15 protein-coding genes, 1 pseudogene and 1 other annotated feature are annotated in these 23,980 nt (G+C 58.1%); of the genes and pseudogenes, 10 read left to right on the forward strand and 6 right to left on the reverse strand.

From position 1 onward, the window contains the following. Positions 1–4 precede the first annotated feature (4 nt). From IFT84_RS03075 to IFT84_RS03095, 5 genes are all read right to left on the reverse strand, one after another. Positions 5–775 (reverse strand): ATP-dependent Zn protease, encoded by a 771-nt coding sequence (locus IFT84_RS03075; RefSeq protein WP_192117153.1) that lies wholly within the window; start codon positions 773–775, stop codon positions 5–7. Beyond that, positions 772–2,739 carry an ATP-binding protein gene (locus tag IFT84_RS03080; RefSeq protein ID WP_192117154.1) on the reverse strand — a complete coding sequence of 656 codons (1,968 nt, stop codon included), beginning with the start codon at positions 2,737–2,739 and terminating at the stop codon, positions 772–774. The genes IFT84_RS03075 and IFT84_RS03080 overlap by 4 nt, the downstream gene beginning before the upstream one ends. Continuing rightward, complete coding sequence (locus tag IFT84_RS03085) at positions 2,732–3,235, reverse strand: hypothetical protein (RefSeq protein ID WP_192117155.1); 504 nt, start codon at positions 3,233–3,235, stop codon at positions 2,732–2,734. The genes IFT84_RS03080 and IFT84_RS03085 overlap by 8 nt, the downstream gene beginning before the upstream one ends. A 148-nt stretch (positions 3,236–3,383) precedes the next feature. Further along, entirely contained in the window at positions 3,384–4,520 is a 1,137-nt protein-coding gene (locus tag IFT84_RS03090) for a hypothetical protein (RefSeq protein WP_192117156.1), read from the reverse strand. A 320-nt stretch (positions 4,521–4,840) separates the two neighbouring features. Continuing rightward, entirely contained in the window at positions 4,841–6,022 is a 1,182-nt protein-coding gene (locus tag IFT84_RS03095; RefSeq protein WP_192117157.1) for a hypothetical protein, read from the reverse strand. Positions 6,023–6,518: 496 nt separating this feature from the next. Between IFT84_RS03095 and IFT84_RS03100 the strand changes: the two genes are divergently transcribed. The 9 genes from IFT84_RS03100 (at position 6,519) to IFT84_RS03140 (ending at position 22,969) form a co-directional block, all read left to right on the forward strand. After that, complete coding sequence (locus IFT84_RS03100; protein ID WP_244651055.1) at positions 6,519–7,298, forward strand: HNH endonuclease; 780 nt, start codon at positions 6,519–6,521, stop codon at positions 7,296–7,298. Between the two features lie 189 nt (positions 7,299–7,487). Next, a complete protein-coding gene (locus IFT84_RS03105; protein ID WP_197975415.1) occupies positions 7,488–8,108 on the forward strand; it encodes a BrxA family protein in 621 nt (206 codons plus the stop codon). Next, entirely contained in the window at positions 8,105–8,707 is a 603-nt protein-coding gene (locus IFT84_RS03110) for a DUF1788 domain-containing protein (protein WP_192117158.1), read from the forward strand. The genes IFT84_RS03105 and IFT84_RS03110 overlap by 4 nt, the downstream gene beginning before the upstream one ends. Positions 8,708–8,710: 3 nt before the next feature. After that, positions 8,711–12,235 carry a BREX system P-loop protein BrxC gene (gene brxC / locus IFT84_RS03115; protein ID WP_192117159.1) on the forward strand — a complete coding sequence of 1,175 codons (3,525 nt, stop codon included), beginning with the start codon at positions 8,711–8,713 and terminating at the stop codon, positions 12,233–12,235. Then, positions 12,235–15,684, forward strand: a complete 3,450-nt coding sequence (gene pglX / locus IFT84_RS03120; protein WP_192117160.1) for a BREX-1 system adenine-specific DNA-methyltransferase PglX — start codon at positions 12,235–12,237, stop codon at positions 15,682–15,684. The genes brxC and pglX overlap by 1 nt, the downstream gene beginning before the upstream one ends. Next, positions 15,677–18,178, forward strand: coding sequence for a BREX-1 system phosphatase PglZ type A (pglZ, locus tag IFT84_RS03125; protein ID WP_192117161.1), 2,502 nt, complete (start codon positions 15,677–15,679; stop codon positions 18,176–18,178). Before pglX ends, pglZ begins: the two co-directional genes overlap by 8 nt. A gap of 10 nt (positions 18,179–18,188) precedes the next feature. Continuing rightward, a complete protein-coding gene (brxL, locus tag IFT84_RS03130; protein ID WP_192117162.1) occupies positions 18,189–20,333 on the forward strand; it encodes a BREX system Lon protease-like protein BrxL in 2,145 nt (714 codons plus the stop codon). Between the two features lie 97 nt (positions 20,334–20,430). Then, the gene (locus IFT84_RS03135; protein WP_192117163.1) at positions 20,431–20,979 is read left to right on the forward strand and encodes a hypothetical protein; all 549 of its coding nucleotides are present in this window, start codon (positions 20,431–20,433) and stop codon (positions 20,977–20,979) included. Positions 20,980–21,019: 40 nt separating this feature from the next. Next, on the forward strand, positions 21,020–22,969 hold the full coding sequence (locus IFT84_RS03140; protein ID WP_192117164.1) for an ATP-dependent helicase: 1,950 nt from the start codon (positions 21,020–21,022) through the stop codon (positions 22,967–22,969). A 154-nt stretch (positions 22,970–23,123) separates the two neighbouring features. Here the strand turns inward: IFT84_RS03140 and IFT84_RS21590 are convergent, their stop codons facing one another. Continuing rightward, positions 23,124–23,252 carry a hypothetical protein gene (locus tag IFT84_RS21590; RefSeq protein WP_274603585.1) on the reverse strand — a complete coding sequence of 43 codons (129 nt, stop codon included), beginning with the start codon at positions 23,250–23,252 and terminating at the stop codon, positions 23,124–23,126. Positions 23,253–23,310: 58 nt separating this feature from the next. Here IFT84_RS21590 and IFT84_RS03145 point away from each other — a divergent pair. Continuing rightward, positions 23,311–23,980: pseudogene (locus IFT84_RS03145) on the forward strand (IS3 family transposase); the annotation flags it as partial. Next, positions 23,592–23,708, forward strand: a sequence feature (AL1L pseudoknot). Its footprint overlaps the pseudogene before it by 117 nt.

A 23,980-nucleotide genomic window follows, 5' to 3' on the forward strand; every position in this document is an offset into this window, starting at 1 on the left:
GCTATCAGCTTCCTCCGGCACGATCACTGTGTTTGAGGAGCTGTTTCACCGCCTTGCCATCGAGCGCCTGGGCATCGAACAGCGCCTTGACCAAGGCATCAAGCCCGTCCCGGTTTTCGGTGAGGGTCTCCACCGCCCGTGCGAGCGCCTTCTCAAGCCGAGCATGAATGCGAGCCGCCAAATCCGGATTGCCATCGAGCACGGCGGTCGGGTCCTTGTCGTCCCGATAGAGCAGCGGCTGGATGGCGCCGAAGCCGAGAGAGCGCTCCATGGCGAGTGCAAGCTTCGTCGCCCGCGCCAGATCGCTGTCGTCGGAGCCACCTGATCCCGCCGAGACACTGCCAACCACGATCTGCTCGGCTGCCCTACCCGCCATCAGCATGGCGAGCATGTCCTCCCGATAGCCGAGCGTATCGCTGCCGGATGCGGTGAAGCCAAGCTGGCTGTAGCCACCGCCGGGCGCGTCGATGTTGAGGCCATGGATAGGCCCCAGCCGGAGAGCGTGGTGAACGACCGCATGCCCTGACTCATGGATGGCAAAGCGCCAGCGCAGGTCATACGGTACCTGCGGCCGGTCCATCCGGATGCCGTCCTCGATGTCTTCGTAGCGGATCGACCGCTTCTCGCGCCGCGCTTTCAGCCGAGCTTGGCGAACGATCCGCTCGATGTCGGCGCCTGTCAGACCCATGGCGCGGGTCGCCAGGCGGTTCAGCACCGCCTGAACGGCGGCGTGAGGCTTGGCGGGTTGAATGCCCTGCTTCGATGTGGCGGTCATTTTGCTGCTCCCTTCCGGACTTCTTCGGAACGAGGTTCGTCATCGTCGTTGTTGTAGGCCTGCCCGTCGAACGCCGACGGTTCTTCGATCAAGGCGCCGGCATCCTTTGAACATCTGTCCTCGGCGTCAGTGCTCTTCGATCCAGCCTCGCTAACCAGTGCCGCAACATCATCACCGAGATGGTGGGCAAAGATTTCCGCGAGCGTGGCGACATCGGGCATGGGGATTTCGATGTGGGTCTCCAGTCGCCCCGAGCGCTTGATCGCGTCATCGATCTGTTCCGGCCGATTGGTGGCACCGACGATGACCAGGCCTTCGCTCTTCACCACACCATCGAGCAGTTCGAGCGCTTTGTTGACGACAGTATTCCAGTAGTCGCCGTACTCCTGTTCCGCTGGCTGCCGTTTGCCGATGCCGTCGATCTCGTCGATGAACAGGATCGACGGCGCCATCGCGCGGGCCTCGGCAAAGGTCTTGGCCATCTTGTCGATGACATCGTTGAGATGCCCACCCTGCAGCCAGGTGGAAACGGAGGTGACGACCAGCGGAACCTGCAGGCTGTTGCACAGCGCGCGGGCGAAGGTCGTCTTGCCGGTCCCCGGCGGACCGTAGAGCAGAAGCTTGGTGCTCATGTCCGACCAGGCAAGCGAGCCTGCCCGGTAGTCGGCGAGATCCACCTTCAGATCCAGTGCCCAGGTTTTGGCCTTGCCGTATCCGGAGAGGGTATCGACCGTCAGTGACGGGCGACCCGGCGCAACAGTTTCATTCATCGGCTCCGGCTGAATGACTTCGGCGCCGGATGGCTTGTCACGCTTCCATCCGCCGCCGCTGTCCTTTCCGGACGAGGATTTGTCTGACGATGCCGCATCCTTCTTCGACTTCGATGGCTTGCCGGCGTCGGTCGTAGCCGGATCGGCTTCGCCATCATCGCCGTCCCGGGCCGCAATGCGATTGCGCTCAGTGAGCGAAGCCAGCACTGCGATCACCTCCGGGGCACTGCGCCCCGGCCTGAACGCCAGCACGATGTCGTCGATCGTCAGGTAGTGCGCATCATACCCATTCGACCACTGTTCCAGCGCGGCGATACCGCTGGCGCCATGCATCGCTTCGATCATCGTACTGACGAACGCGTAATCGAGCCATCCGGAGACGAGATCCACATCGGCGGCAATGGTAATCTCGGACGGGATAGTCTCAGACCTCTCCGAGATGGCCACGACGGGATAGTCCCGGGTCAGGGCATTGACCAACCGCCGCTGCAGTGCCGCTCCACCGATGCGCCGGACATTGTCTCCGATGAACTGGATATAGGTCCGTCCCGTTCCTTCGGACGCAGCAAAAGATGCGTCGTCATAGACGTAGTCACCATCAATTCCATTCGGCGCCCCACCAGGAATGAAGCCAGGCACCTCGATCAACCGCCGCATGGACTGCTCGAAGCCGGCCATCGGTGCATGCAGTGACACGACGGGCGCCGACATGGCAGCAGCACGCACAATCTTGGCAAAGGGCACGGGGCCATTCTCGATCGCGCGGGCAAGGACGAGGCTGGCGACGATGTTGCTGACCAGTGGCGACTTCCCCGCCCGGCCGACCAGGCCGACGGCGTAAGCCCGGCGAGCATGATCAACGGCACAGATACGTTCACCGGTTCCGGCCTGCGTCCCTCCGGATGGAAACGGCGGGACGAATGCATGAGGCCTGCCTTCGGTCACGACGATGTCGGACGGCTGAGGCGGCGGCAGAAGATAGCTGCCAAAATTCCGGCGCAGCCATGCCAGGTCGCGATCACGATCTCCGGACAGACGAGACGTATCGAAGGCCGGTTCATAGTGCCGCATGACATGGCCGCCGATCTCGACGATCTTCATGTGCAGCAGACCATTGCGATGGCCATTGCGCTGCGCCTCACGGCGGGCGATCCGCTCGAGGCGGCGAATGAGGAGACGCGACAGCTTATTCATCGACCCTGCCCTCCGTCGTCGCGGCAATAATTGCCGCTTTGGGATCGGGCGACTGGGTCGTCGTCGGCTTGCGCCGCCTTAAACTGCCCGGCCCTGCTTGGCGGCGCTCCCGGATCATGCGGCGACCGGGGCGGGACGCAGCGCGATCCGGTTTGACGGGATCCGGTGAAGACATTGCCACGAGATCGCGGTTTCGTCCGGCCAACCAATCGAGCAACAGGCGGCAAGCCGGATTGCCGTGATCGGCATGCGCCCGCAGTCGATCGATGATGGTGTCCGGTACGGTGCCGGTAAGCCCTTCTCCCTGCCGGACATGTCCGAGCGCCAATCCGATCAGCACAGCCGGATCGTCGGCAAGTGGACGGCCGAGACCGGATCCGGGATAGTGGAGGATAGTACCATGTGAGCGATGGCAGGCGAGGCTTGGCGATGAAGTGGGCGAGATCGTCTCGCAACGGATGCGCGGCGGCACATCCGGATGGGTGTCGGAAGACATGACGGCTCCTTGGCCAGACCACATTGGGATCCGGCGCCAATGAGATGAAGGAAGGATGAGGAGCCACGGCCCCTGGCCATGGCGGTCGACTTCCGTTGCCTGACGACAAGCGTCAGGGCACGGCGTTCAAACGATCAGGACACTTGGATCAATGCGCCGCCGGACGACGGGCATAGCCGACGCGGAAGAAGATCGGCTTCGGCGCGTCATCCTCGATCTCATCGCACGGGCCGAAGACATCGTCGCCCAGATCATCACAAGTGCGATCATCACGAGCAAGATCATCATCACCTGAGCGGGCAGCCTGGTCTTCTTCGAAGGTCCGGCTCGGCCCGTTGAGGTTGATCCGCGAGTGCATGGGGACTGACGAAGGGCTGACCACCTCGGCTGCTGCGGTCAAAGGCTGTTCGTTTACCCCGATCGCCCTGCGCGCCTCGGCTTCGAGAAGCTGCTGTACACGACGACCGAAGCGCCGACGCAGTTCGGCCATGCAGGCGGCGACACCATCGATCTCTAGGAGGTCGTCAATCTCGGACAGAGCCCAGACCCCGTTGGCATGATCGCTCGGGCGGCTGGCACCATCGACGATCGCCACTTCGACCGTGTCGACCATCAACCGCTTGTGGTTTTTGTAAAGCCAGTCCGGCAGAACCATCGCTCCCGCCATCATCTTGATCTTCAATTCTTCTAGCCGGCTCGTATCACCATAGGACGCAAGCGACCGCTTGAGGTCCAAGATGTAGGCCGTATGCCGGGCGCGGTTCACCACGATCAGGTCCGGGGTATAGCTGCCTTTCGCCGGTGCCTCGCAATCGAGCTTCACGCCGTCGAGGCTGGTCCAGTCGTTTCCGGACAGGGCTTCCATCGCCGCCTTGACCAGCGGCAGTTTCAGGGACTGCGTCAAGACGAGGATGTTGGGGTTCGCTTTGGCGAGGCGGTCGACCGCCTGCTCCAACAGCTTGCCTTCGCGGAATGACACCGCCCGGACGAGCGAGGCGATATTGACGTAACGACCAAGGATCTCGTCCTCGGTCGGCTCGCCATCGACGATGGCGGCAATGGCGCGATCGATCAGCAGATCAAGATCGGCCTCGACATCGGCGAAGCGAACCAGATGCGGCTGGCGTCGCAGCATAGCAGGCTCGTGGACCGAAGCCACAGCCCGAACCGCATTGCGGCCAAACCCGAGCGAGTGCGGGCGGAATGCGGCAGCCGCGGCGGCTTCGCTGTTAAGAAGAGAACGAAGAACTTCCCCAGTGGGGACCTTGGAGGTAAACGTGGTCATAGCCCGATTCCTTTTCACGAAGGCTTGAGGGTCAGGCCCTTGTCGATGTTAGCGCATCGGCAGGGGCTGTCTTGTTCCGGCCATCCGGAACGTCCGTAACTTGACAGGACCCGAGGCCGGGCTCAAGAACCCGGATCACAAAAAGAGAACGAAGCCGGTACAAGGTTAACGCGGGGCTCACAGTCCCCGACCTGGATGGGATCGTAGATCGCTAACCGATTTCGTTTCCGCAGAATTCTGGCTGGATCCGGAAAATGAGAAAGGGCCGACAAGCGGCCCTCTCGAACTCAATGGCAAGACGGTACACCGGGCTTCCAACTTCAAGCCGTGGCGGATGGTGGCGAGGTCGGCTTTGCCTTGGCCAAGAACGCGGGACGCTGGACACGCTTCTCGGTCTTAGCCAGGGCTTCCGTCAAAGTCGGGATGGATTCCTCCCCCTTCTTCTCCGGCATCGACAAGTCGACCGTGGCGACCATGCCAAATGCCGCCGCCATCGACGTCAGCGATTCTTCGAGCGATGGCACACTGGCTACCTCCGACTTCGAACCCTTGGGAGCTTCGACCATCACGGTCTCGGCCACGGGAACCGCAAGGGCAGCGGCCTTCGCGTCCGGCATGGTCGGCCCGGCCTTCTCGGGCGCCGCCCAATCCAGCAGCGGCAACACCTCGGTTTCCAGCCAGATCCGAAGCTCGGCCTTATCGGGCCAATAGGTCGCACTGCCCATTTTGTAGAGCAGCCGGCTGATCTTTTCCCAACCTGATTTCGTCGGCAACGCCGTGGATGACATCGTATTCTTGTCGTTCGGATGCGGCTGGACGAACTGTACCAGGCTTTCCAGCTCGCGGTGTGCGAGACGTGCAGTCAGGTGGGTTTTCTCGGCGAGATCCTTCTTGACGATGTTGTTTTTCGGCAGCACGTCTTTGACATGCGTGCGGATCTCCTCAAGGTGTCCAATGAACGATTTCATCCCATCGCGGACCTTGATTGCGATGATCGCCTTGAGCCCGTCGAGCCCGCCAAGATCATACGGATCGCGTTCCGGGTTCTCATCGACGTCCGACTTCGACCCGGCAATAATTGCCGTGACGTCCTGCACCCGCAGGCGACCGTGCATGCCGGCAAAGCCGATGGCCTGTTCGACCTGCTCCGGCGTGGCAGCACTCAGCTTTCCAAGCACGGTCGGACCAATAGCAAGATCTACAAGGATCTGCTTATAGGCGTTCAAGTTGCGTGACACAGCACGTATAGTGCGGATGTGGCGTGACGTGTAGCCGCAGCACTCGACGGCCCATTTCTCTACGGTGCCTTCCGGGAGGAGCAAAGCAACCCTATCGAGACGCTCCCCGCCTTCGAAGGCTTCTTCGGTCGATCTGCGCCGCGCACCGATGAGGTGCTTGGCCTCATCCTCAAGGACAATCTTCAGATCATCGCCGATCGCGTGCTCTTCGTAGAAGGGGCGGGCGGCAGAGGCAAAAGCGGATGCTTTATTGATGTTCTTCACAGTCTATCTCCTTGTGTATTTGCGACAGTAAGTTTCTGTGAACTTACCAAACTATTATGGCAGAAGATCCAAATAATTAAACCAACTCAAGGTTTTGAAATAATTTGTTTCCAAGATTTATACGTAAAATAATACTATGTATACTTCACTAACGGGCACCTTTTGGCTCCCCCAGAGGAATCTTGCTTATCGTTGCGGCAAGAAAATCCTACACTTAATACGAGTGCCTCCTGAGGTGCTTTCCGGCCTGTGTGCACCCAAGCGCGCCCCTTTCAACATCCTGCCCCGCCTGGTAGTCAGAACGGACCTGCCGCAACTCGTCGGCATGAAAGAGCACGCTCATGGCAAAGGCAATTCTGACCACCAAGGTCGACCCGACCTACGACGACCTTCCGGAGCAGCGGTATCATTTCCCCCGCACCATCTGCGCCAGGTCGAGGCCGCGCGGGGAGACTGGATCGTCTACTACGAGCCACGGCGGCCCAGCGGTGATCTCATGAAGACGGGTGGCAAGCAGGCTTATTTCGCGACGGCCAGGATCTCCGACATCATTGAGGATCCCTCAAAGGCCGACCACTTCTATGCGCTGATCGAGGACTTTCTGCAGTTCGACCACGCCGTGCCGTTCAAGGAGGCTGACCACTATTATGAGCGCGGCCTGCGCAAGGAGGACGGCTCAACGAACAAGGGCGCCTTCGGGCGCGCCGTCCGCAACATCCCGGATGAAGAATACGACCTGATCCTCGCCGCCGGCTTCGCGCATGTGCTTGGTGGACGAGACCGCGAGCGACCGGCGCCCGATCCGGCAGAGGAGGCGCGTCTTGGGTTTGGTGACAATCCGCAGATGCCCTACGAGGTCGACAGCATAGACCGAGGGATCGTCGCCCAGGTGCTACAGCGCCCCTTCCGGGACCGAGCGTTTTCTGTGGCGATCAAGGCGGCCTACCAGGACACTTGCGGCGTCACCGGCCTGAAGCTGATCAATGGCGGCGGCCGCTCCGAAGTTCAGGCCGCCCATATTCGCCCGGTCGCAGATCGCGGGCCGGATAGCGTTCGCAACGGCCTCGCACTTTCCGGAACGGTGCATTGGATGTTCGATCGCGGCCTGATCTCCGTCGATGACGACTACACCCTGCTGATTGCGAGTGGCGGCGTTCCCGACACCGTGACGCGGCTCATCAATCCAGAGCGACGCCTGCTGGTGCCGACACGAGCGGAAGAGCGGCCGCATTCGCAGTTTCTGCAATACCACCGCGAGAAGGTCTTCAAGGGTTGAGGAGGCGGAAATGATTTCCGCAGCCTGCCCCCTATGCGGATGCACTTCACACGGGATAGCGATATCAGTCTTGCAATCAAATAATGACTCGAGAATGTATTTTCGTTTACAGGTCAGTCTACTGATAAAATCATGATTTCACGCCAGTTTAACGGCCTTCTGCTCGACGCTTTAAAAAAGGAATAATTCGTGGCCGCCGATAGCAGTAAGCCCTACAAAATGTCCTTCGTCGTCGGCGGATTGTTTCTCAACGAAAGCATCGATGTCGTAAACCTTCATAAGTCGTCAGCAGATTGGAGCCAAACGCGACAAATGGCGCTTGGCGACAGCATCACATCTTTGCCAAAAGCAGCCTCTCGGCACCGGGTCCTTCGTGAAATTGCGAGTAGGCTGTCCAAGCTGAATGATGGAGAGTTACGGTTTTTCGGTGAAACGAGAGATCGCACCGATCAGCAGGCTTTGCTGTGGCTGGCAATATGTCGCGAATACCGTTTCGTATATGAGTTTGCCAAGGAGATTGTGCGAGAACGCTTCCTATCCCTTCAAACCGAGTTACCAGTCGAGGATTTCGATACTTTCCTCGCCACAAAAGCAGAATGGAATGACGGGCTCGCGGGCATCAGCCCAATGACACGATCGAAGCTACGGCAAGTCCTTTTCCGGATCATGCGCGAGGCTGGCATCATTTCACGGCAGAACAAAATCCTTGCGACATACATATCGCCGCAGCTCTACAAAATAATTGCGGAGCACAGCCCTTCAGATCTCGAGCTATTTCCGGGTTTGAAATCCGATGGAGGCATTGCATGAATCTTCCAGTCACACGCAAAGCTCGTTCCGAGCATCTCTTCAGAGTGATCACTAGCCCGCGATTCTTGTCCAAACAGGGCCTCGGTAATGAGGTGCCCTTCTTCATCTACCCCTACGATGCCAAGGAAGGGCTTTCGATGGATGAGGACAGGCACCAACTGGTGGCTCGGGTTGGCCATGCACGTGTGACCGCCCTGGACCTCAGCCTCTACGATTTGTCGCTCAGTATTTTGGAAGAGCGCGGGATCCTCCAGCAGATTCTTGACGTCGAATCCGAAACGGATAAAATCGAGTTTCGAGAGTTGCTTCAGTCGGTCCTGGACCCCCAAGCCAATCTGATCCCCAAGATTGGCGAGGCGATTTCCTCAACGCCCCACGACGTCATTTTCCTGTCAGGCGTCGGTGAGGTGTATCCCTACATCCGCTCGCACAACGTCCTGAACAATCTGCAAAGCACGGCAAAGGACAAGCCGACGGTTCTTTTCTTTCCCGGAAGTTACACCCATTCGCTTGCGACAGGAGCGTCGCTCGATCTCTTTGGGTGCCTGCACGACGACAAATACTACAGAGCGTTCAATATCCTGAATTACGAGGTCTGACCCATGACGATCGCGATGCGTGACATATTCGAAAAACCTGTCGATCGTTCCATCGATGGCGTCATCAAGGCGGATGATGAGGCAAGTCTTCGTGTGGAGCTGGACGAGTACGTCATCACCGGCGAAATCGGGGTAAGGCTGGGGCTGCTCCTGCAGGCCTACAACAACTACAGCACTGCAAACGGCGTCTGGATTTCCGGCTTCTTCGGCTCCGGCAAGTCGCATCTTCTCAAGATGCTCGCCCTCCTGCTGGAAAATCGCGAGGTTGATGGCGTCAGGGCCTTCGATATTTTTGCGCAGAAGGATGCACTTAAGAAGGATACAATTTTGGCCGGCGACTTGCGCAAGGCCGTTTCGATCCCGTCCAAATCGATCCTTTTCAATATCGACCAGAAGGCCGACGTCATCTCAAAGACGGACGTCGATGCGCTGCTGGCTGTGTTCCAAAAAGTGTTCGATGAGATGTGCGGCTATTACGGCAAGCAGCCGCACATCGCCCAGTTCGAACGGCAACTGGATGAGCGCGGGCAACTCGATGAATTCAAGGCGGCGTTTTTGGAACTGTCCGGCAAGCCGTGGGAAACGCGAGGCAGAGAAGAAGCTTTGCTGGAATCGCGCAACATTGCCGCAGCCTTCGCCCGCGCCACAGGAACGGACGCCGCGGATGCAAAGGATATCCTCACCCAGTATCGCAAGGATACGCGCGTCTCTATCGAGGATTTTGCCAACACGGTGAAGGCCTGGATCGACCGGCAGGTGCCCAAGTTTCGGCTGAACTTCTTCGTCGATGAGGTTGGTCAGTACATCGCTGACAACGTCAAGCTGATGACCAACCTGCAGACTATAGCCGAAAGCCTGAACACCAAGTGCAAGGGACAGGCGTGGATCATCGTGACAGCGCAGCAGGCACTCACGGATGTCGTGGGCGACATGACGGCGCGCCAGGAGAATGACTTCTCCAAAATCCAGGCCCGCTTTTCCAACCGCATGCCGCTGAACTCCGCCGACGTGGCTGAGGTGATCCAAAAGCGTCTACTGGCGAAAACCGACGCTGCTGAAATCACGCTGGGCAATCTGCACGATAAGGAAGTCAGCAATCTGCGAACCCTGTTCGATTTTGCTGATGGTTCTATCCCGCTTAAAAACTATCGCGACCGAAATCACTTCATCGCCAGCTATCCCTTCCCGCCGTACCAGTACACGCTCTTCCAGATGGCGATCACTTCACTTTCGGAGCACAACGCTTTTGAAGGCAAGCACAGTTCTGTTGGCGAACGGTCCATGCTGGCCGTGTTTCAGGAGGTCGCCAAGGCTTTGAAAGATATGCCGGTCGGCGGCCTCGCGACCTTCGATCGCATGTTCGACGGCATACAATCCGTACTGAAGTCCTCCGTCCAGCAATCCATCCATATTGCGAAAGACAATCTCGACGACGCCTATGCCTTTCGTGTTCTAAAGGCGCTGTTCCTCGTCAAATACGTCAAGGGCTTCAGGGCGACCGTCAGGAATATCAGCATCCTGCTGCTATCGGAGTTTGATGTAGACCAAGGCGAACAGCGCCGCAGGATCGAGGAGGCTTTGGCCCGCCTTGAGCGGGAAACTTACATCCAGCGCAATGGCGATGTTTATGAGTTTCTCACCAATGAGGAGAAGGACGTCGAAGCAGAGATCAAGGCGCTCGACGTCGACCCGACGGAAAGCACCAAGGCGCTGGAAGATCTCGCCTTCGACACCATCCTCCGTCACCGCAAGATCAAGCATCTGACGACGGGCTACGAATATGCCTTCAGCCGGAAGCTCGACGACCATCTCTTGGGCCGCGAATATGAGCTATCCATCAACATCATCAGCCCGGTCGGCGATGATATCGCGGTCCCGGAGACCGTCCGCATGCGCAACCTCGGGCGCGAGGAGCTGGCTGTGGTCCTGCAGCCAGATGTCCGGTTCGTTCGAGACCTGCGGCTGTTCCGGCAAACAGACAAGTACATCCGACAGGCTCGCACCGGCTCACCGCAACCGGGCCGCGACCGCATTATTCAGGAAAAGGGCGATCAAAACGCCCGTCGCGCGAAAGATCTGGAAGCCCGGCTTCGAAAACTGATTGCGGACGCACGTCTCTTCGTGCGGGGCGATGAGCTTGATATTGGCGGAGACGAGCCGCAGGAGCGCATCGTCAAGGCATTCCAGTCTCTCGTTGACAAGGTCTATGTCAACCTGCCGATGCTGCGCGGCGTGACCTACCAAGAGGCAGATATTGCCAAGGCGGCAAGCCTTGCGAATGACCTTCTCGGCGATACGGGCCTGAAGGAGGAGGAGCAGGAGGTTCTGAACCATATCCAGGGGCAGGCCCGCAATGGCGTGAAGGTATCAGTCAAATATTTGACGGAGCGGTTCGGCGCCAAGCCCTACGGTTGGCCGACGGTCCCCACCCTTTGTCTCACCGCAAGCCTGGTCGCCAAGGGCAAGTGCGAAGCCCGGTCGGATGGCGCGCCGCTGGAGGGCGCTGGTCTCGCACGCGCGCTGAACAACAGTCATCAGCTAGGTAATATTCTGCTCACGCCGCAAGTGGAGTTCCTCCCCTCCCAGATCCGCGCTGCCAAGGATCTGTATCGCGAACTGTTCGGTCAGCCGGCGGATGGATCGGATGCGCGAATACTTGGCGGCGAGTGGGCGGAGAGCGCGCGCAAGCTGGCGGACGAGCTGAACCGCTTGCTGTCTGACAAACGAAACTATCCCTTCCTGATCGCCCTCGAGCCGTTGCGGGATCGGATCGCCGACATGACGGGCAAGCCTCCTGCCTGGTACATCACCGAGCCGGTGAAACAGGAAGACGCGCTGCTGAATGCCAAGGAGGACATCCTCGACAAGATCCGCAGCTTCATGGCCGGAGCCCAGAAGGAGATCTACGATGACGTCCGGGATTTCCTTCAGTCACAGGAAGCTAATATCGGCTATGTCGATGCGGGTGCAGGGGAAAAGCTAGGCGCAGCGCTGCACGACCCGGATTGCTACAAGGGCAATGCCGTCCAGTCGCTCAAGGCAGACCTCTATACCTTGAAGGACAAGGTGGAACTGGACGTGCTGAAGGAGCGCAAGGCGGTCATCGCGGCGGTTGATGAATGCGCCGAAAAGATCGCCTGGACGACTGAGTTTCAGGCACTGGATGCTGAGCATCAAGAGAAGATCCGGCGCAGCATTGAAACCCATAAGACGGGTGTCGAAGCGGTCAGCATGATCCCGATCCTTCGGGACCGGGCGAATGGTGCGCGCACAGGACTGATGCAGCAGATCCTGGCGGATATCGCCCGGCTTGCTCCACCGCCTGCTGCTCCTAAGCCCAAGACGCCTGGCATGGCCGAGCGGCCTGCCCAGCCGTTCAAGCCGCCAACCTATATCAACGCTTCGCAAATCAAGGTGGCCTATCCCCGCACCTATCTCGCCGAAGCGGCGGATGTGGAGCAATACGTTAATGAACTGCGCAAGACCCTGCTGGCCGAGATTGCTGCAGGCAAGAAAGTGATCGTCTGATGGATACCAATGCCCTGAAGAAATTCGCGCAAAGCGCCCGCAACCTGCTGATTGGTCAGGTCACCGCAAAGCTGACGGTGGTGCTGGATCCGGCCTCTGCGGGACGGCGCGAACAGCCGGCGGCGGTGAAGGCGTTGGAAGTCGCGATCCATGAGGCAGGCGAACGGCAGGTGATCGAACAGGTAGCCTATACCTGGTTCAACCGCTTCACGGCCCTGCGCTTCATGGATGTGAACGGCTACAACAATCCACGCGTCGTTTCCCCTGCCGAGGGCTCGACGCGCCCGGAAATACTGGCGGAAGCGATGGCCGGCAATCTGCCGGAAAAGGCACCCGTTGCCATCTCCGCCTTACTTGAAGGCCGCATACCCTCCAACGATCCGCAGGCGGAGGCCTATCGGCTGTTGCTGGTGCATGCCTGCAATGCCTGGCATGGGGCCATGCCCTTTTTGTTCGAGAAGGTGGGCGACTATACCGAACTCCTGATGCCGGAGGATTTGCTGTCGTCCAGCTCCATCCTCGCCCGCCTGCGCGAGGTGATGGCGGAAGATGCCTGCGCCGATGTCGAAATCATCGGCTGGCTCTATCAGTTCTATATCTCGGAAAAGAAGGATCAGGTTTTCGCCGGGCTGAAGAAGAACATTAAGATCACGGCGGAAAACATTCCGGCCGCAACGCAGCTTTTCACCCCGCACTGGATTGTCCGCTATCTCGTGGAAAACTCGCTGGGGCGGCTGTGGTTGCTCAATCGTCCCGGCTCGAAGCTGGCCGCGCAGATGGATTATTACATCGCCCCGGAAGAGCCGGAAACGGACTTTCTGCAAATCGGCAAACCGGAAGAGATCAAACTCTGCGATCCGGCCTGCGGCTCCGGCCATATGCTGACCTATGCTTTCGACCTGCTGCACGCGATCTATGAGGAAGAGGGCTATGACCCCGCCGAGATCCCGGCACTGATCCTGAAGCACAACCTCACCGGCATCGAGATCGATGACCGCGCGGGCGCACTGGCTGCCTTTGCGCTTTCCATGAAGGCAGCAGCGAAACTCGGTCGTCGCCGCTTCCTGCGCATGGAGGTGAAACCGGATATCGTCGTGTTGCAAAACGTCACCTTCACATCTGCCGAACTGACGGACGTGGCCGCCGTGGTGGGCAAGGATCTGTTTACAGATGCGCTGCGCGAAACGCTGACACAGTTTGAGCAGGCGAAGAATTTTGGCTCGCTGATCGTGCCGAAGCTGCGTGACCCGACCGAGACGCTGCGCATCGTGGAGGCACGGGACTTCAGCTCAGACCTGTTGCTGAAGGAGGTGCAGGTACGTGTCGCGGCCGTGCTGCGGATGGCCGAGGCACTATCGCCAACTTATCATGCAGTGGTGGCCAACCCACCTTATGCTGGCGCCAAGGGGCTCAACGAGGAGCTTTCTAGCTATATTGTTAGCAGGTTTCCAGAAGGCAAGAACGACTTGATGACTTCGTTCATCATTCGAGCAACTCTCTTGTCAGCTCAGCCAACATTGATGGCCTTCGTCACTCTGGACAGTTGGATGTTCATCTCATCATTCGAAGAGTTTAGGGATTGGTTATCCACGAACGCTTCTGTGGCTGGGATGCTTCATGTTGGCTGGAACTGCTTCCCCGAGGGCCATGTATATAACCGGGGCACAGCTTTCATCCTGAGAGTCGGCATCTCGGGAGCTTCAGGCTGCTACGTCGACCTAAGTGACGTGCCTGCAACTGTGGACAAGCGCAGTTTTTTCCTCGGACAGTGGGAACGGCCCGCCCATCGTTTTCAAGCGTCTCTGAACGATTTCTCCGATGTTCCTGGCAAGCCGCTCGCCTATGCTTTGAGCGCCGGAATCATCGGCGCCTATCATCGTCAGGAGTATATTTCGACTTTCTTCTTCAGCGACGGCTTGACCAAGACGGGAGATAACGAGCGATTTCTACGATTCCACTGGGAACTTTCAAAGAACCAACGTGACGACGGCGATTGCTATCGCACTTGCATAAAGGGTGGTGAGAGCAGGAAATATTTCGGCAATACTGATGTCTCAGTTGATTGGCACCCGACCTCGCGAGACCATTATCGCCGGGATCATGTCGCTAGAATCTCTCCTGAGTATCTGTGGCAGAGAGATGGAATTACTTGGACCAAAGTGAGCTCGAAGGGTCCGACTTTCCGATGGTTCCAGTCAGGAATGATTGCCGAAACTGGCGGCCCGTCGGTGTTTCTTCGAGACGGGGTGGAAGATTCATTAAAGTTTGGCGCAATAGGATTTCTGAATTCGACGGTGAGTATGGCCATCTTAGAGCGATTGAGCCCGACGATTAACGTTCAGACAAACGATGTTTTAAACCTTCCAGTCATCGCCGAAGCCTTGTCTTCGGCACACGCGACGACAGAACGGATGATTGCGATTTCCGAATTGGATTGGTCTCAAAATGAGCGAACTCGGGAGTTTCGCTCTTTTCCACTGCTCTCACCAGATCACAAAGGTGAAATGCTGGAGGCCACCTACGCCCGCTTGCGCATCCATTGGCAGGGCATGACTGAGGAAATGCAGCGGCTGGAAGAAGAGAACAATCGCGTCTTTATCGATGCCTATGGTTTGTCCGGTGAGCTGAGACCTGAGGTGCAAGTTGAGGAGATCACGCTGACCTGCAACCCGGCATATCGCTATGGCGTGAAGGGCACTGCGGAAGAGCGCCTCAAGGCGGACACCATGGCCGAGTTTCTATCCTATGCCGTGGGCTGCATGTTCGGGCGCTACAGCCTTGATGCGCCGGGGCTGACCCTCGCAAATCAGGGTGAGACGCTGGCCGACTATCTTGCCTGTGTGCCGGTGCCAAGCTTCCTGCCGGATGCGGACAATGTGATACCCGTGCTGGACGGCGACTGGTTCCCGGATGACATTGTGGACCGGTTCCGCAAGTTCCTGCGCGTGACCTTCGGCGAAGAGCGCTTCCGCGAAAATCTTGCCTTCATCGAGGCACAGATCGGCGACATCCGCAAATACTTCACCCGGACCTTCTATGAGGACCACCTGAAGCGCTACAAGAAGCGGCCGATCTACTGGATGTTCTCCAGCCCCAAAGGCACATTCCAGGCGCTGATCTACATGCACCGCTACCGGCCCGAGACGGTGTCCGTGTTGCTGAACGATTACCTGCGCGAGTTCATCCGCAAGCTGGAAGCCGAGCATGCCCGGCTGGACAAGCTCTCCGACGATCCCTCAGCGGCCCAGACCGTACGCACCCGCGCCCTCAAGGATGTCGGCACCGTTGCCAAGCAGATCGCGGAGCTGGAGGAATGGGAGCGCGATGTCATCTTCCCGCTGGCGCAGAAAAAGATCGAGATCGATCTGGATGATGGCGTGAAGCGCAACTATCCGCTGTTCGGCGCGGCGCTGAAGCCCATCAAGGGGCTGGAGGCGGCGGATGAGTGATCGCATCGCCGCCAGCCTGCGGCGGCTCTTCGAAGAGCACCGGGTTGTCTTCTGGTACGATACCGACCGTGACATGCGCGCGGAGTTTGACGCGATCGCGCTTTCGGGGGTGACCAAGCTGGACATCGCCAACAACGAGTTCGGCCTGAAATACCGCATCCTGCGGCAGGAGCCGGATGGCCGGTTCCTGCTGTTCAAAGATGGGCCTGAGCCGCCGATGCCGGAAAACTGGCTGCTGGATGTGCAACTCGCAACGACCGTGTTCAAGGCGGATCAGGCAGCCATCTGGGTTGCGGAGCTGGGCCTGCCGCTACAATTCGAAAATGTCGTACGCGCGCATATCGGTTTCTTCGGCGCCAAGCCTCGTGTCGAGGTCCTAAAAAAGCTGCTGCACACCTCCGATACCCAGACCCAGATGCGACTGAAAATGCTTGCAGTCTGCGCTGGCGCCGAAGGCGGCCTGGATACAGTGATCGAAGCGCTGCTGGGCGATCTTGCCGCTGGCAAGGACGAGGGTCTGCGGCTGATCGAGCGCTCCGGCCTGACGGAATTTTTCTGGACGCAGGTGGGTCAAGCCTTTGAATACAAATCGGGCGAGCCGGATTTCGAGGACTTCGCCATCTCGTTGTTCCAATCCGGCTATGCCCGCGTGCTGGGAGAGGATGGGGCGCTCAATGCCGAGGCACTGCTCGTCTTCCGCCGGTGGAAGAACAACCGGCACTGGGCGGCTGCGTTCGAGGCGCTCTCTGAACATTATCGGGATCTACTGGCCATTCCGGCCGACTTGAAGAAGCGCGATTTCCGCACCTTCGTCACCATCGACCATTTCGAGGAAATCGACCGCGAGATCATTCGCCAGATCGTGCAGGCTCTTTCCGCACAGGCGGTTGGCGCGCCGGAGGTGCTGAGCTGGGTGCGCGAACGGCGGCAGAGCCACTGGTATTCGAAGTACGAGGACATCTATCAGGCCATCGGTTTTGCCACCGAGTTTCAGCAGGCGCTGGCGGAAGCCCATCTCGGCATGACGAGTGCTGCCGAAGGCGTTCAGCGCTATGTCAGCACCTGGTACCGGCTCGACCAGCTCTATCGCAAATTCATCTATCACATGCAGAAGAGCGGTCTGGCGCAACTGCTGGGCGACCTCTACGAATCGGTCGAAAACCGCTACACCAACAGCTATGTTCTGGCCGTCAACGATGCCTGGCAGGACCAGGTCGCCCGGCTGAACGACTGGAAGATCCCCGGATACGCATCGCAGGCCGACTTCTACCGGGAACAGGCGGCGGAATATCGCCGCAAGGATCAGAAGGTAGCGGTAATTATTTCCGATGCACTGCGTTTTGAGGTCGCCGAGGAATGCCTGCGCCGGATCCGCGCGCTGGATCGTTTCGATGCCGATCTGAAGCCGATGATCAGTTCGCTCCCGAGCTATACCCAGCTCGGCATGGCCGCACTCCTGCCGCAAAACGGGCTTGCCATGGCCGAGGATGGCAGCGGCGATATTCTTTCCGGCGGCCAAAACACCCGAGGTCTGGCGGCACGGGAAAAGCTGCTGGCGGCAGGACGCAACGGCGACACGGCCAAGGCGCTGAAATTCGAAGACGTGATGAACATGCGCGTCGACGAGGGAAAAGCGCTCTTCCGCGACAATCACATCATCTACATCTACCACAACCGCATCGACGCGATCGGCGACAAGATGCAGACGGAGGAACTGCTGCCGGAAGCTGCCGAGGACACGATCGACGACTTGACCAAGCTGGTGCGCAAGCTGACATCCGCCAACTTCTCGAACATCCTGATCACCGCCGACCACGGCTTCCTCTATCAGCACCGCGCTCTCGACGAGAGCGACTTCGCCATCGCCGATCCAAAGGGTGACGAAGTCCTTTTCCGCAACCGTCGCTTCGTCATTGGCCGGGGGCTTGCCCCCACCGAGGGGATGAAGCATTTTACAGCCGCCAATCTGGGGCTTTCCGGTGACCTGGATGTTCTGATCCCGAATTCCATCAACCGCATGCGGGTCAAAGGTGCCGGCAGCCGTTTCGTTCACGGCGGCGCCAGCCTGCAGGAGATCGTCATACCCGTCATCCGGGTCGGCAAGCAGCGGGAGGCCGACATCGGTCAGGTCGAAGTGCAGATCCTCGTTTCCGGGCGCAGCCTGATTTCGTCCGGCCAGACAGCCGTCACGCTGTATCAGGTTCAGCCTGTCTCGGAAAAGATGCGGTCGCGCGAGGTTTTGGCGGGCATCTATGCCACAGATGGAACGCTGATTTCCGACGAATACACCCTGGTGTTCGACTTCAGCTCCGACAACCCGCGTGAACGCGAAATGCCGCGAAAATTTCTGTTATCGCGGGAGGCTGACCGCTTCAACAATCAGGATGTCATCTTGAAGCTGCGTGAGCGTGTCGGCAAGACGAGCCGTTATCAAGATTATGCCACTCATCGGTTTGAATTGCGCCGCGGCATAACCACTGACTTTGATTTCTGAGGACCAGCCCATGAGCGATCTCGACAGCAAGATCAACGAACACTTCGCGGGCTTCGTTGTCCGGAAAGATCTCGTGAAGGCCGTCAAGGGCAATGCCATCGTGCCGACCTACGTGCTGGAATATCTGCTGGGGCAGTATTGCGCGACGGACGACGAGGCCTTGATCCAGACGGGCATTGAGACGGTCAAGGAAATCCTGCGCAAGCACTATGTTCACCGCAGCGAAGCCGGCCTGATCCAGTCCACCATCCGGGAGCGCGGCCGCTATAAGGTGATCGACCAGATCAGCGTCTCGCTCAACGAGAAGACCGACAGCTATGAGGCGGTATTCGAGAACCTCGGAATCAAGAAAGTCGCCGTGGACAGCACCACGGTCAAGACACACCCGAAGCTGCTGGTGACCGGCGTCTGGTGCATCGCCGATGTGCAGTATGAATTTTCTGACGAGGCGCGGGTTTCGCCCTGGATCCTGGAAACAATCAAGCCGATCCAGATCGCCAAGGTGGACTATGAGCAGTATCGAGATCTTCGCCGGGCCTTCACTACGGACGAGTGGATCGATCTGCTCATGCAGAGCATCGGCTTCCGCCCCGAGGCCTTCGGGCGCCGGAGCAAGCTGCTGCAATTGCTGCGCCTCATTCCTTTCGTCGAGCGAAACTACAATCTGATTGAACTGGGGCCGAAGGGAACGGGTAAGTCGCACGTCTACTCGGAATTCTCCCCGCACGGCCAGTTGATCTCAGGCGGCGAGATTACTATTCCCAAGCTCTTCGTGAATAACTCGAACGGCCGTATCGGCTTGGTCGGCTACTGGGATGTGGTGGCTTTCGACGAATTCGCCGGACGCGAAAAGACCGCGAACAAGGCGCTGGTCGACATCATGAAGAACTACATGGCCAACAAGACGTTTTCCCGCGGGGTCAACCCCATGGGGGCGGAGGCCAGCTTCTCCTTCGTCGGCAATACGGACCACAACGTGCCCTATATGCTGAAGAACAGCGATCTCTTCGAGGCATTGCCGAGCCAGTTCCATGACTCGGCTTTCATCGACCGCTTGCACGCCTATCTGCCAGGCTGGGAAATCGACGTCATCCGCGGCGAGATGTTCACAACAGGCTACGGCTTCATCGTCGACTACCTGGCGGAAATCCTGCGGCATCTGCGATCCGAGGACTTCTCCAACCGGGTTCAGCAGTATTTCAAGATCAGCGAGAAGATCTCGGAGCGGGACCGCACAGCGATCTCCAAGACCATGTCAGGGCTCCTCAAGCTGATCTTTCCGGACGGCAGCCAAACAGAGGCTGAGGTCGAGGAATTGCTCCGTCTCGCCATGGAAAGCCGGAAACGGGTCAAGGACCAACTCGCCCGTATAGACAGCACCTATCCGGAAGTGGACTTCCACTACATTGGCATCGACGGCGCCAGGCGCAGCGTGACCACCGTGGAGGAAGAGGAATATCCGCAGTTTTACCACCCGAAAGGCTCCGGTGGTCGGGACGAGCAGGAAGATGCCATGCCCGATGTCCCTGAGGCACTGCCTTCGAGTGAGCGAAAAGAAGATGCGGCTCGCGCCTTGGTACCGGCACAGCCAGCAGCTCAGAGTTCGATCGCACTTGCGGAGGGCCACTTTGTCTATGCTGAAAATCGCAAGGGCGTCAGCTATGACAAGCTTTTTGGACCGTATCTTGACGGAGCGTCGCTCTTAGTCGTGACTGATCCGTACATTCGGATCTTCTATCAAATCCGAAATATGATGGAATTCGTGGAGATGGTGATCCGCCGAAAGCGGCCCGAGGATCAGGTACGGGTTCATCTCATTACGGCGCCAGACGAGGGCAATCTGCCGCGTCAAAGAGAGCTTCTCGACTCCATTACGGCCGCCTGCACCGGCTCCGGGGTGGAATTTAGCTGGGCCTTCGACACCTCCGGGACAGCTCATGCTCGCGATATCGTCACAGATACCGGCTGGAAGATCGTGCTGGATCGGGGACTCGACATTTTCCAGCCCCCGATCAAGACAGAGGGCTTCTCACTGGGCGATCGTTTGCAAGATCACCGAGTTATCAAGGGCTTTTATGTGACCTGCGTAAAGGTTGCAGGTGAAAGGAACCCGGCCATCTCCCTAGTGTCAGGGGATGAAGCCCACACCACGTGACTGCTTTGGGGCCGGGAGGGGACTGTCGGCTTTTAATCGTCTAAAGTGGAACAACTGCCATTCGTTTAGCTGCAGAATTATCGGGATGGGACCGCAGATGGCGTATGACGAAGGGGAGCACATCAAGGAGGTCTTCGCCTATTTCGGTCGGGCATATTATGAAGCGGGTGTGCTGGAAACGGGGTTAGCGATTGCACTCATGCAGAGCACTTTCCTGAGCCGCGTCCGCGATCAATATTTGACTGATCGTGGAAAGTCATTTGATCGGACACAGTATGAAGCTGAATTCGATCGCTTTATGGAGAGCCAACACTCGCAGACGTTTGGCAATCTTCTCAAGCGCGTTTCAGCATTGCCCGAGCTTAGTGACGCCCTAAAAGAAAGGCTCAGGGAGGCTAAGAAGCGCAGGGACTTTCTCGGCCATCACTATTTCAGGGAAAGAGCAGTCGATTTCAGCAATCGCATCGGCCGCGACAAGATGATAGAGGAATTGCACAATGACGGCGATATGTTTGAATTGATCGATAGCGATCTTTGCGGTGAATTGGCTCCGGTCCGTGAAAAGCTTGGGATGGACGGCGAGAAATTCCAAAAGTACCTCGCGAAGTTTTATGATGCTGCCAGCGCCGAGTCTTCAGCAGATTAAGCATTAAAGCCAATGTGGCACGAAAACCTTCGGGGGGAAAATGGCTTGGTCTGACGGGTTAGCAATTGGAAGTCCTGCCTACGAGATTGCTTCGTCAACGAATCTCCGCGTGCGCGTCGTAGCGGGTCCAGGCACGGGCAAATCGTTCGCGATGAAACGTCGGGTGGCACGACTCTTGGAACAAGGAATTGCGCCTGCCTCGATCCTGCCAGTCACGTTTACTCGCGTAGCCGCAGAAGACCTGCATCGTGAGCTAATCAACATGGACGTCGCGGGCAGCGACGGATTGACGGGTGTTACGCTCCACAGTCTCGCTATGCGTATGCTGATGCGAAATCACGTACTTGACGCAACCGGCCGAGTGCCAAGGCCGCTTAACGAATTTGAACTGGAACCGCTCATTTCCGACTTGATGGGCGCACATGGAGGCAGGAGAACCATTAAGAAGCTTAAGCAAGCGTATGAGGGGGCTTGGGCTCGACTACAACATGAACAGCCGGGATATGTCCTCGATCCCGCAGATGCGGCGTTTCAACTGGACCTCTTAAATTGGCTCCGCTTTCATCGCGCCATGCTAATCGGCGAGGTAATCCCTCAACTATACCAATACTTCCGGAACAACCCAGCAGCGCAAGAACGCAGCGAGTTCCAGCACATATTGGTTGACGAATATCAGGACCTAAACCGCGCGGAACAATCGGTCATCGAGCTTCTTTCCAATCATGCACACGTCTGCATTGTCGGTGACGATGACCAGTCGATCTACAGCTTCAAACACGCTCATCCGGACGGGATCCGCGAATGGCTCGTTGCAAATGCTGGCGCGGACGATCTTGGGCTAGATGATTGTCGCCGCTGCCCAACCCGCGTCGTCCAGATTGCTAACAGCCTAATAGGCCATAACCAAATCAGACCAGTCCCTCGCACGCTGGTCCCGCTGCCCTCCAATGGGCCTGGCGATGTCAGGATTATTCAATATCAGTTGCTCTCAAATGAGGTGAACGGCGTTGCGAACATCATTGCGGAAATGATTGCGGACGGCACTCCACCCGGCGACATATTGGTGCTTGCGCAGCGTGGTGTGATCGGTACTCCGATCTACGAGGCGCTTGTCGACCGACAGATTCCAGTTCGGTCCTATTACGCGGAAGCGGAACTTGACGCAATGGAAGCCCGGCGAGCGTTCGCAAAGTTGAAACTCCTCATAGATAGAGACGACCGTGTCGCCCTGCGATGGCTGATCGGCATTGATGGCAATAACTGGCATGCGGCAGGCTACCGTCGTGTGCGCGAACATTGCGAAGCATCCGGTCTGACGCCTTGGCAGGCGCTAGAGCAGATCGCCGCCGGAAATCTTTCTCTGCCTCATACTGCCGGGATTGTCGTTGCCTTTAACGACCTCATGGCGGAGCTCAATGCGTTGGAGGCACTTCCGGATTTAGCTTCTGTCGTCGGCGAGCTATTCCCGGATGGGCAGATTACAACACGCGACATCCGGGAACTGTCGCTCAACATTCTTGCCGAAATGGACACTGAAGAAGGCATCGAAGGTGAGGACATAAACAGCGAGTTCTTGGCGCGACTTCAAGAAGCGATAAACCAGCCCGACATCCCTTCAGAAATCCAGGACGTGAGGATTATGAGCCTTCACAAGAGTAAGGGGCTGAGTGCGCCTGTCACGATCATCGCGGGCTGTATTCAAGGCTTGCTTCCAAAGCAACCCGACAACGCACTGCCCGCTGCGCAGCAGGCCCAAGAAATGGAAGAGCAACGGCGGCTGTTATATGTCGGCATCACACGGGTAAAAGCAGCGCCAAATGCTGGCAAGCCTGGCACGTTAATTCTGACCTACTCACAGAGGATGCCGCTAGCATCCGCCCTTGGGGCTGGCATCGCGCCAGCGCAGACGCAATATGGCATCGCGTCTCTTCATGCGAGCCAATTTATCGGCGAGTTAGGCCCGACAGCGCCACAACCAATCGCGGGCTAGGCCATTGGCGACACACGATGAACTCTACGCAAAATTCGGCAGAACGGGGGAAGCCGCACAGCTATTCGAGGTTGAATTAGGCACGCTAATTCTTAGCGCCCGCGCGATTGAACAAGGTTGGATTTTCGAACCTGACTCGGCCGAAGCGCGGAAATTACTTGACGACATCGATCGGAGCACGCTGGGCCACCTGCTTCGCAGCTTGAAAAAATGCGTAGAGCTTGACGACGCCTTGGCTGACCGCTTCGGGTCCGCGCTTCAAACTCGGAACAGGCTGTTTCATCGCTTTGAACCGCACCGGGTTTGCCGGAGGCTCCAACTTCTGAGAAAGTGGAGCTATCATGAGCAAAACAACAAACAAGTTTTCACCTGAAGTCCGTCAACGTGCCATTCGTATGGTGCTGGATCACGAAGCAGAACACCCGTCTAGGTGGGCTGCCGCTTCATCTATTGCGGCCAAGATCGGCTGCTCGCCAGCTACGCTGCATGAATGGGTGAAAAAAACTGAGGTCGACACCGGCAAACGAGCGGGCCTGCCGAGCGACGTGGCCGAGAAGATGAAGGCTCTGGAGCGTGAGAACCGCGAGCTTCGTCAGGCCAACGAAATTCTGCGCAAAGCTTCGGCCTATTTCGCCATGGCGGAGCTCGAACGCCCCTTCAAGCGATGATCTCGTTCATCGACGAACACCGAGGCGTGTTCGGGGTCGAGCCGATCTGCAGACTGCTGCCGATCGCCCCTTCAACTTACTACGAGAACCTCGCCAAACGGCTGGACGTGGATCGCCTGTCGATCCGCGCCCGCAGCGATATCGGCCTGAAGGTTGAGATACGCCGTGTCTTCGAGCAGAACTTTCGCGTCTACGGTGTTCGCAAGGTCTGGCGGCAGTTGAAGCGTGAAGGCTTTGACGTCGCCCGCTGCACGGTCGCCCGGCTTATGAGATCGATGAGCCTGCAGGGGATCATTCGAGGAAAGCCGATCCGCACAACATTCTCGGACAAGACGGCTCCAAG

It is taken from the genome of Rhizobium sp. CFBP 8762, from assembly GCF_014841565.1.
Classification (GTDB): domain Bacteria; phylum Pseudomonadota; class Alphaproteobacteria; order Rhizobiales; family Rhizobiaceae; genus CFBP-8762.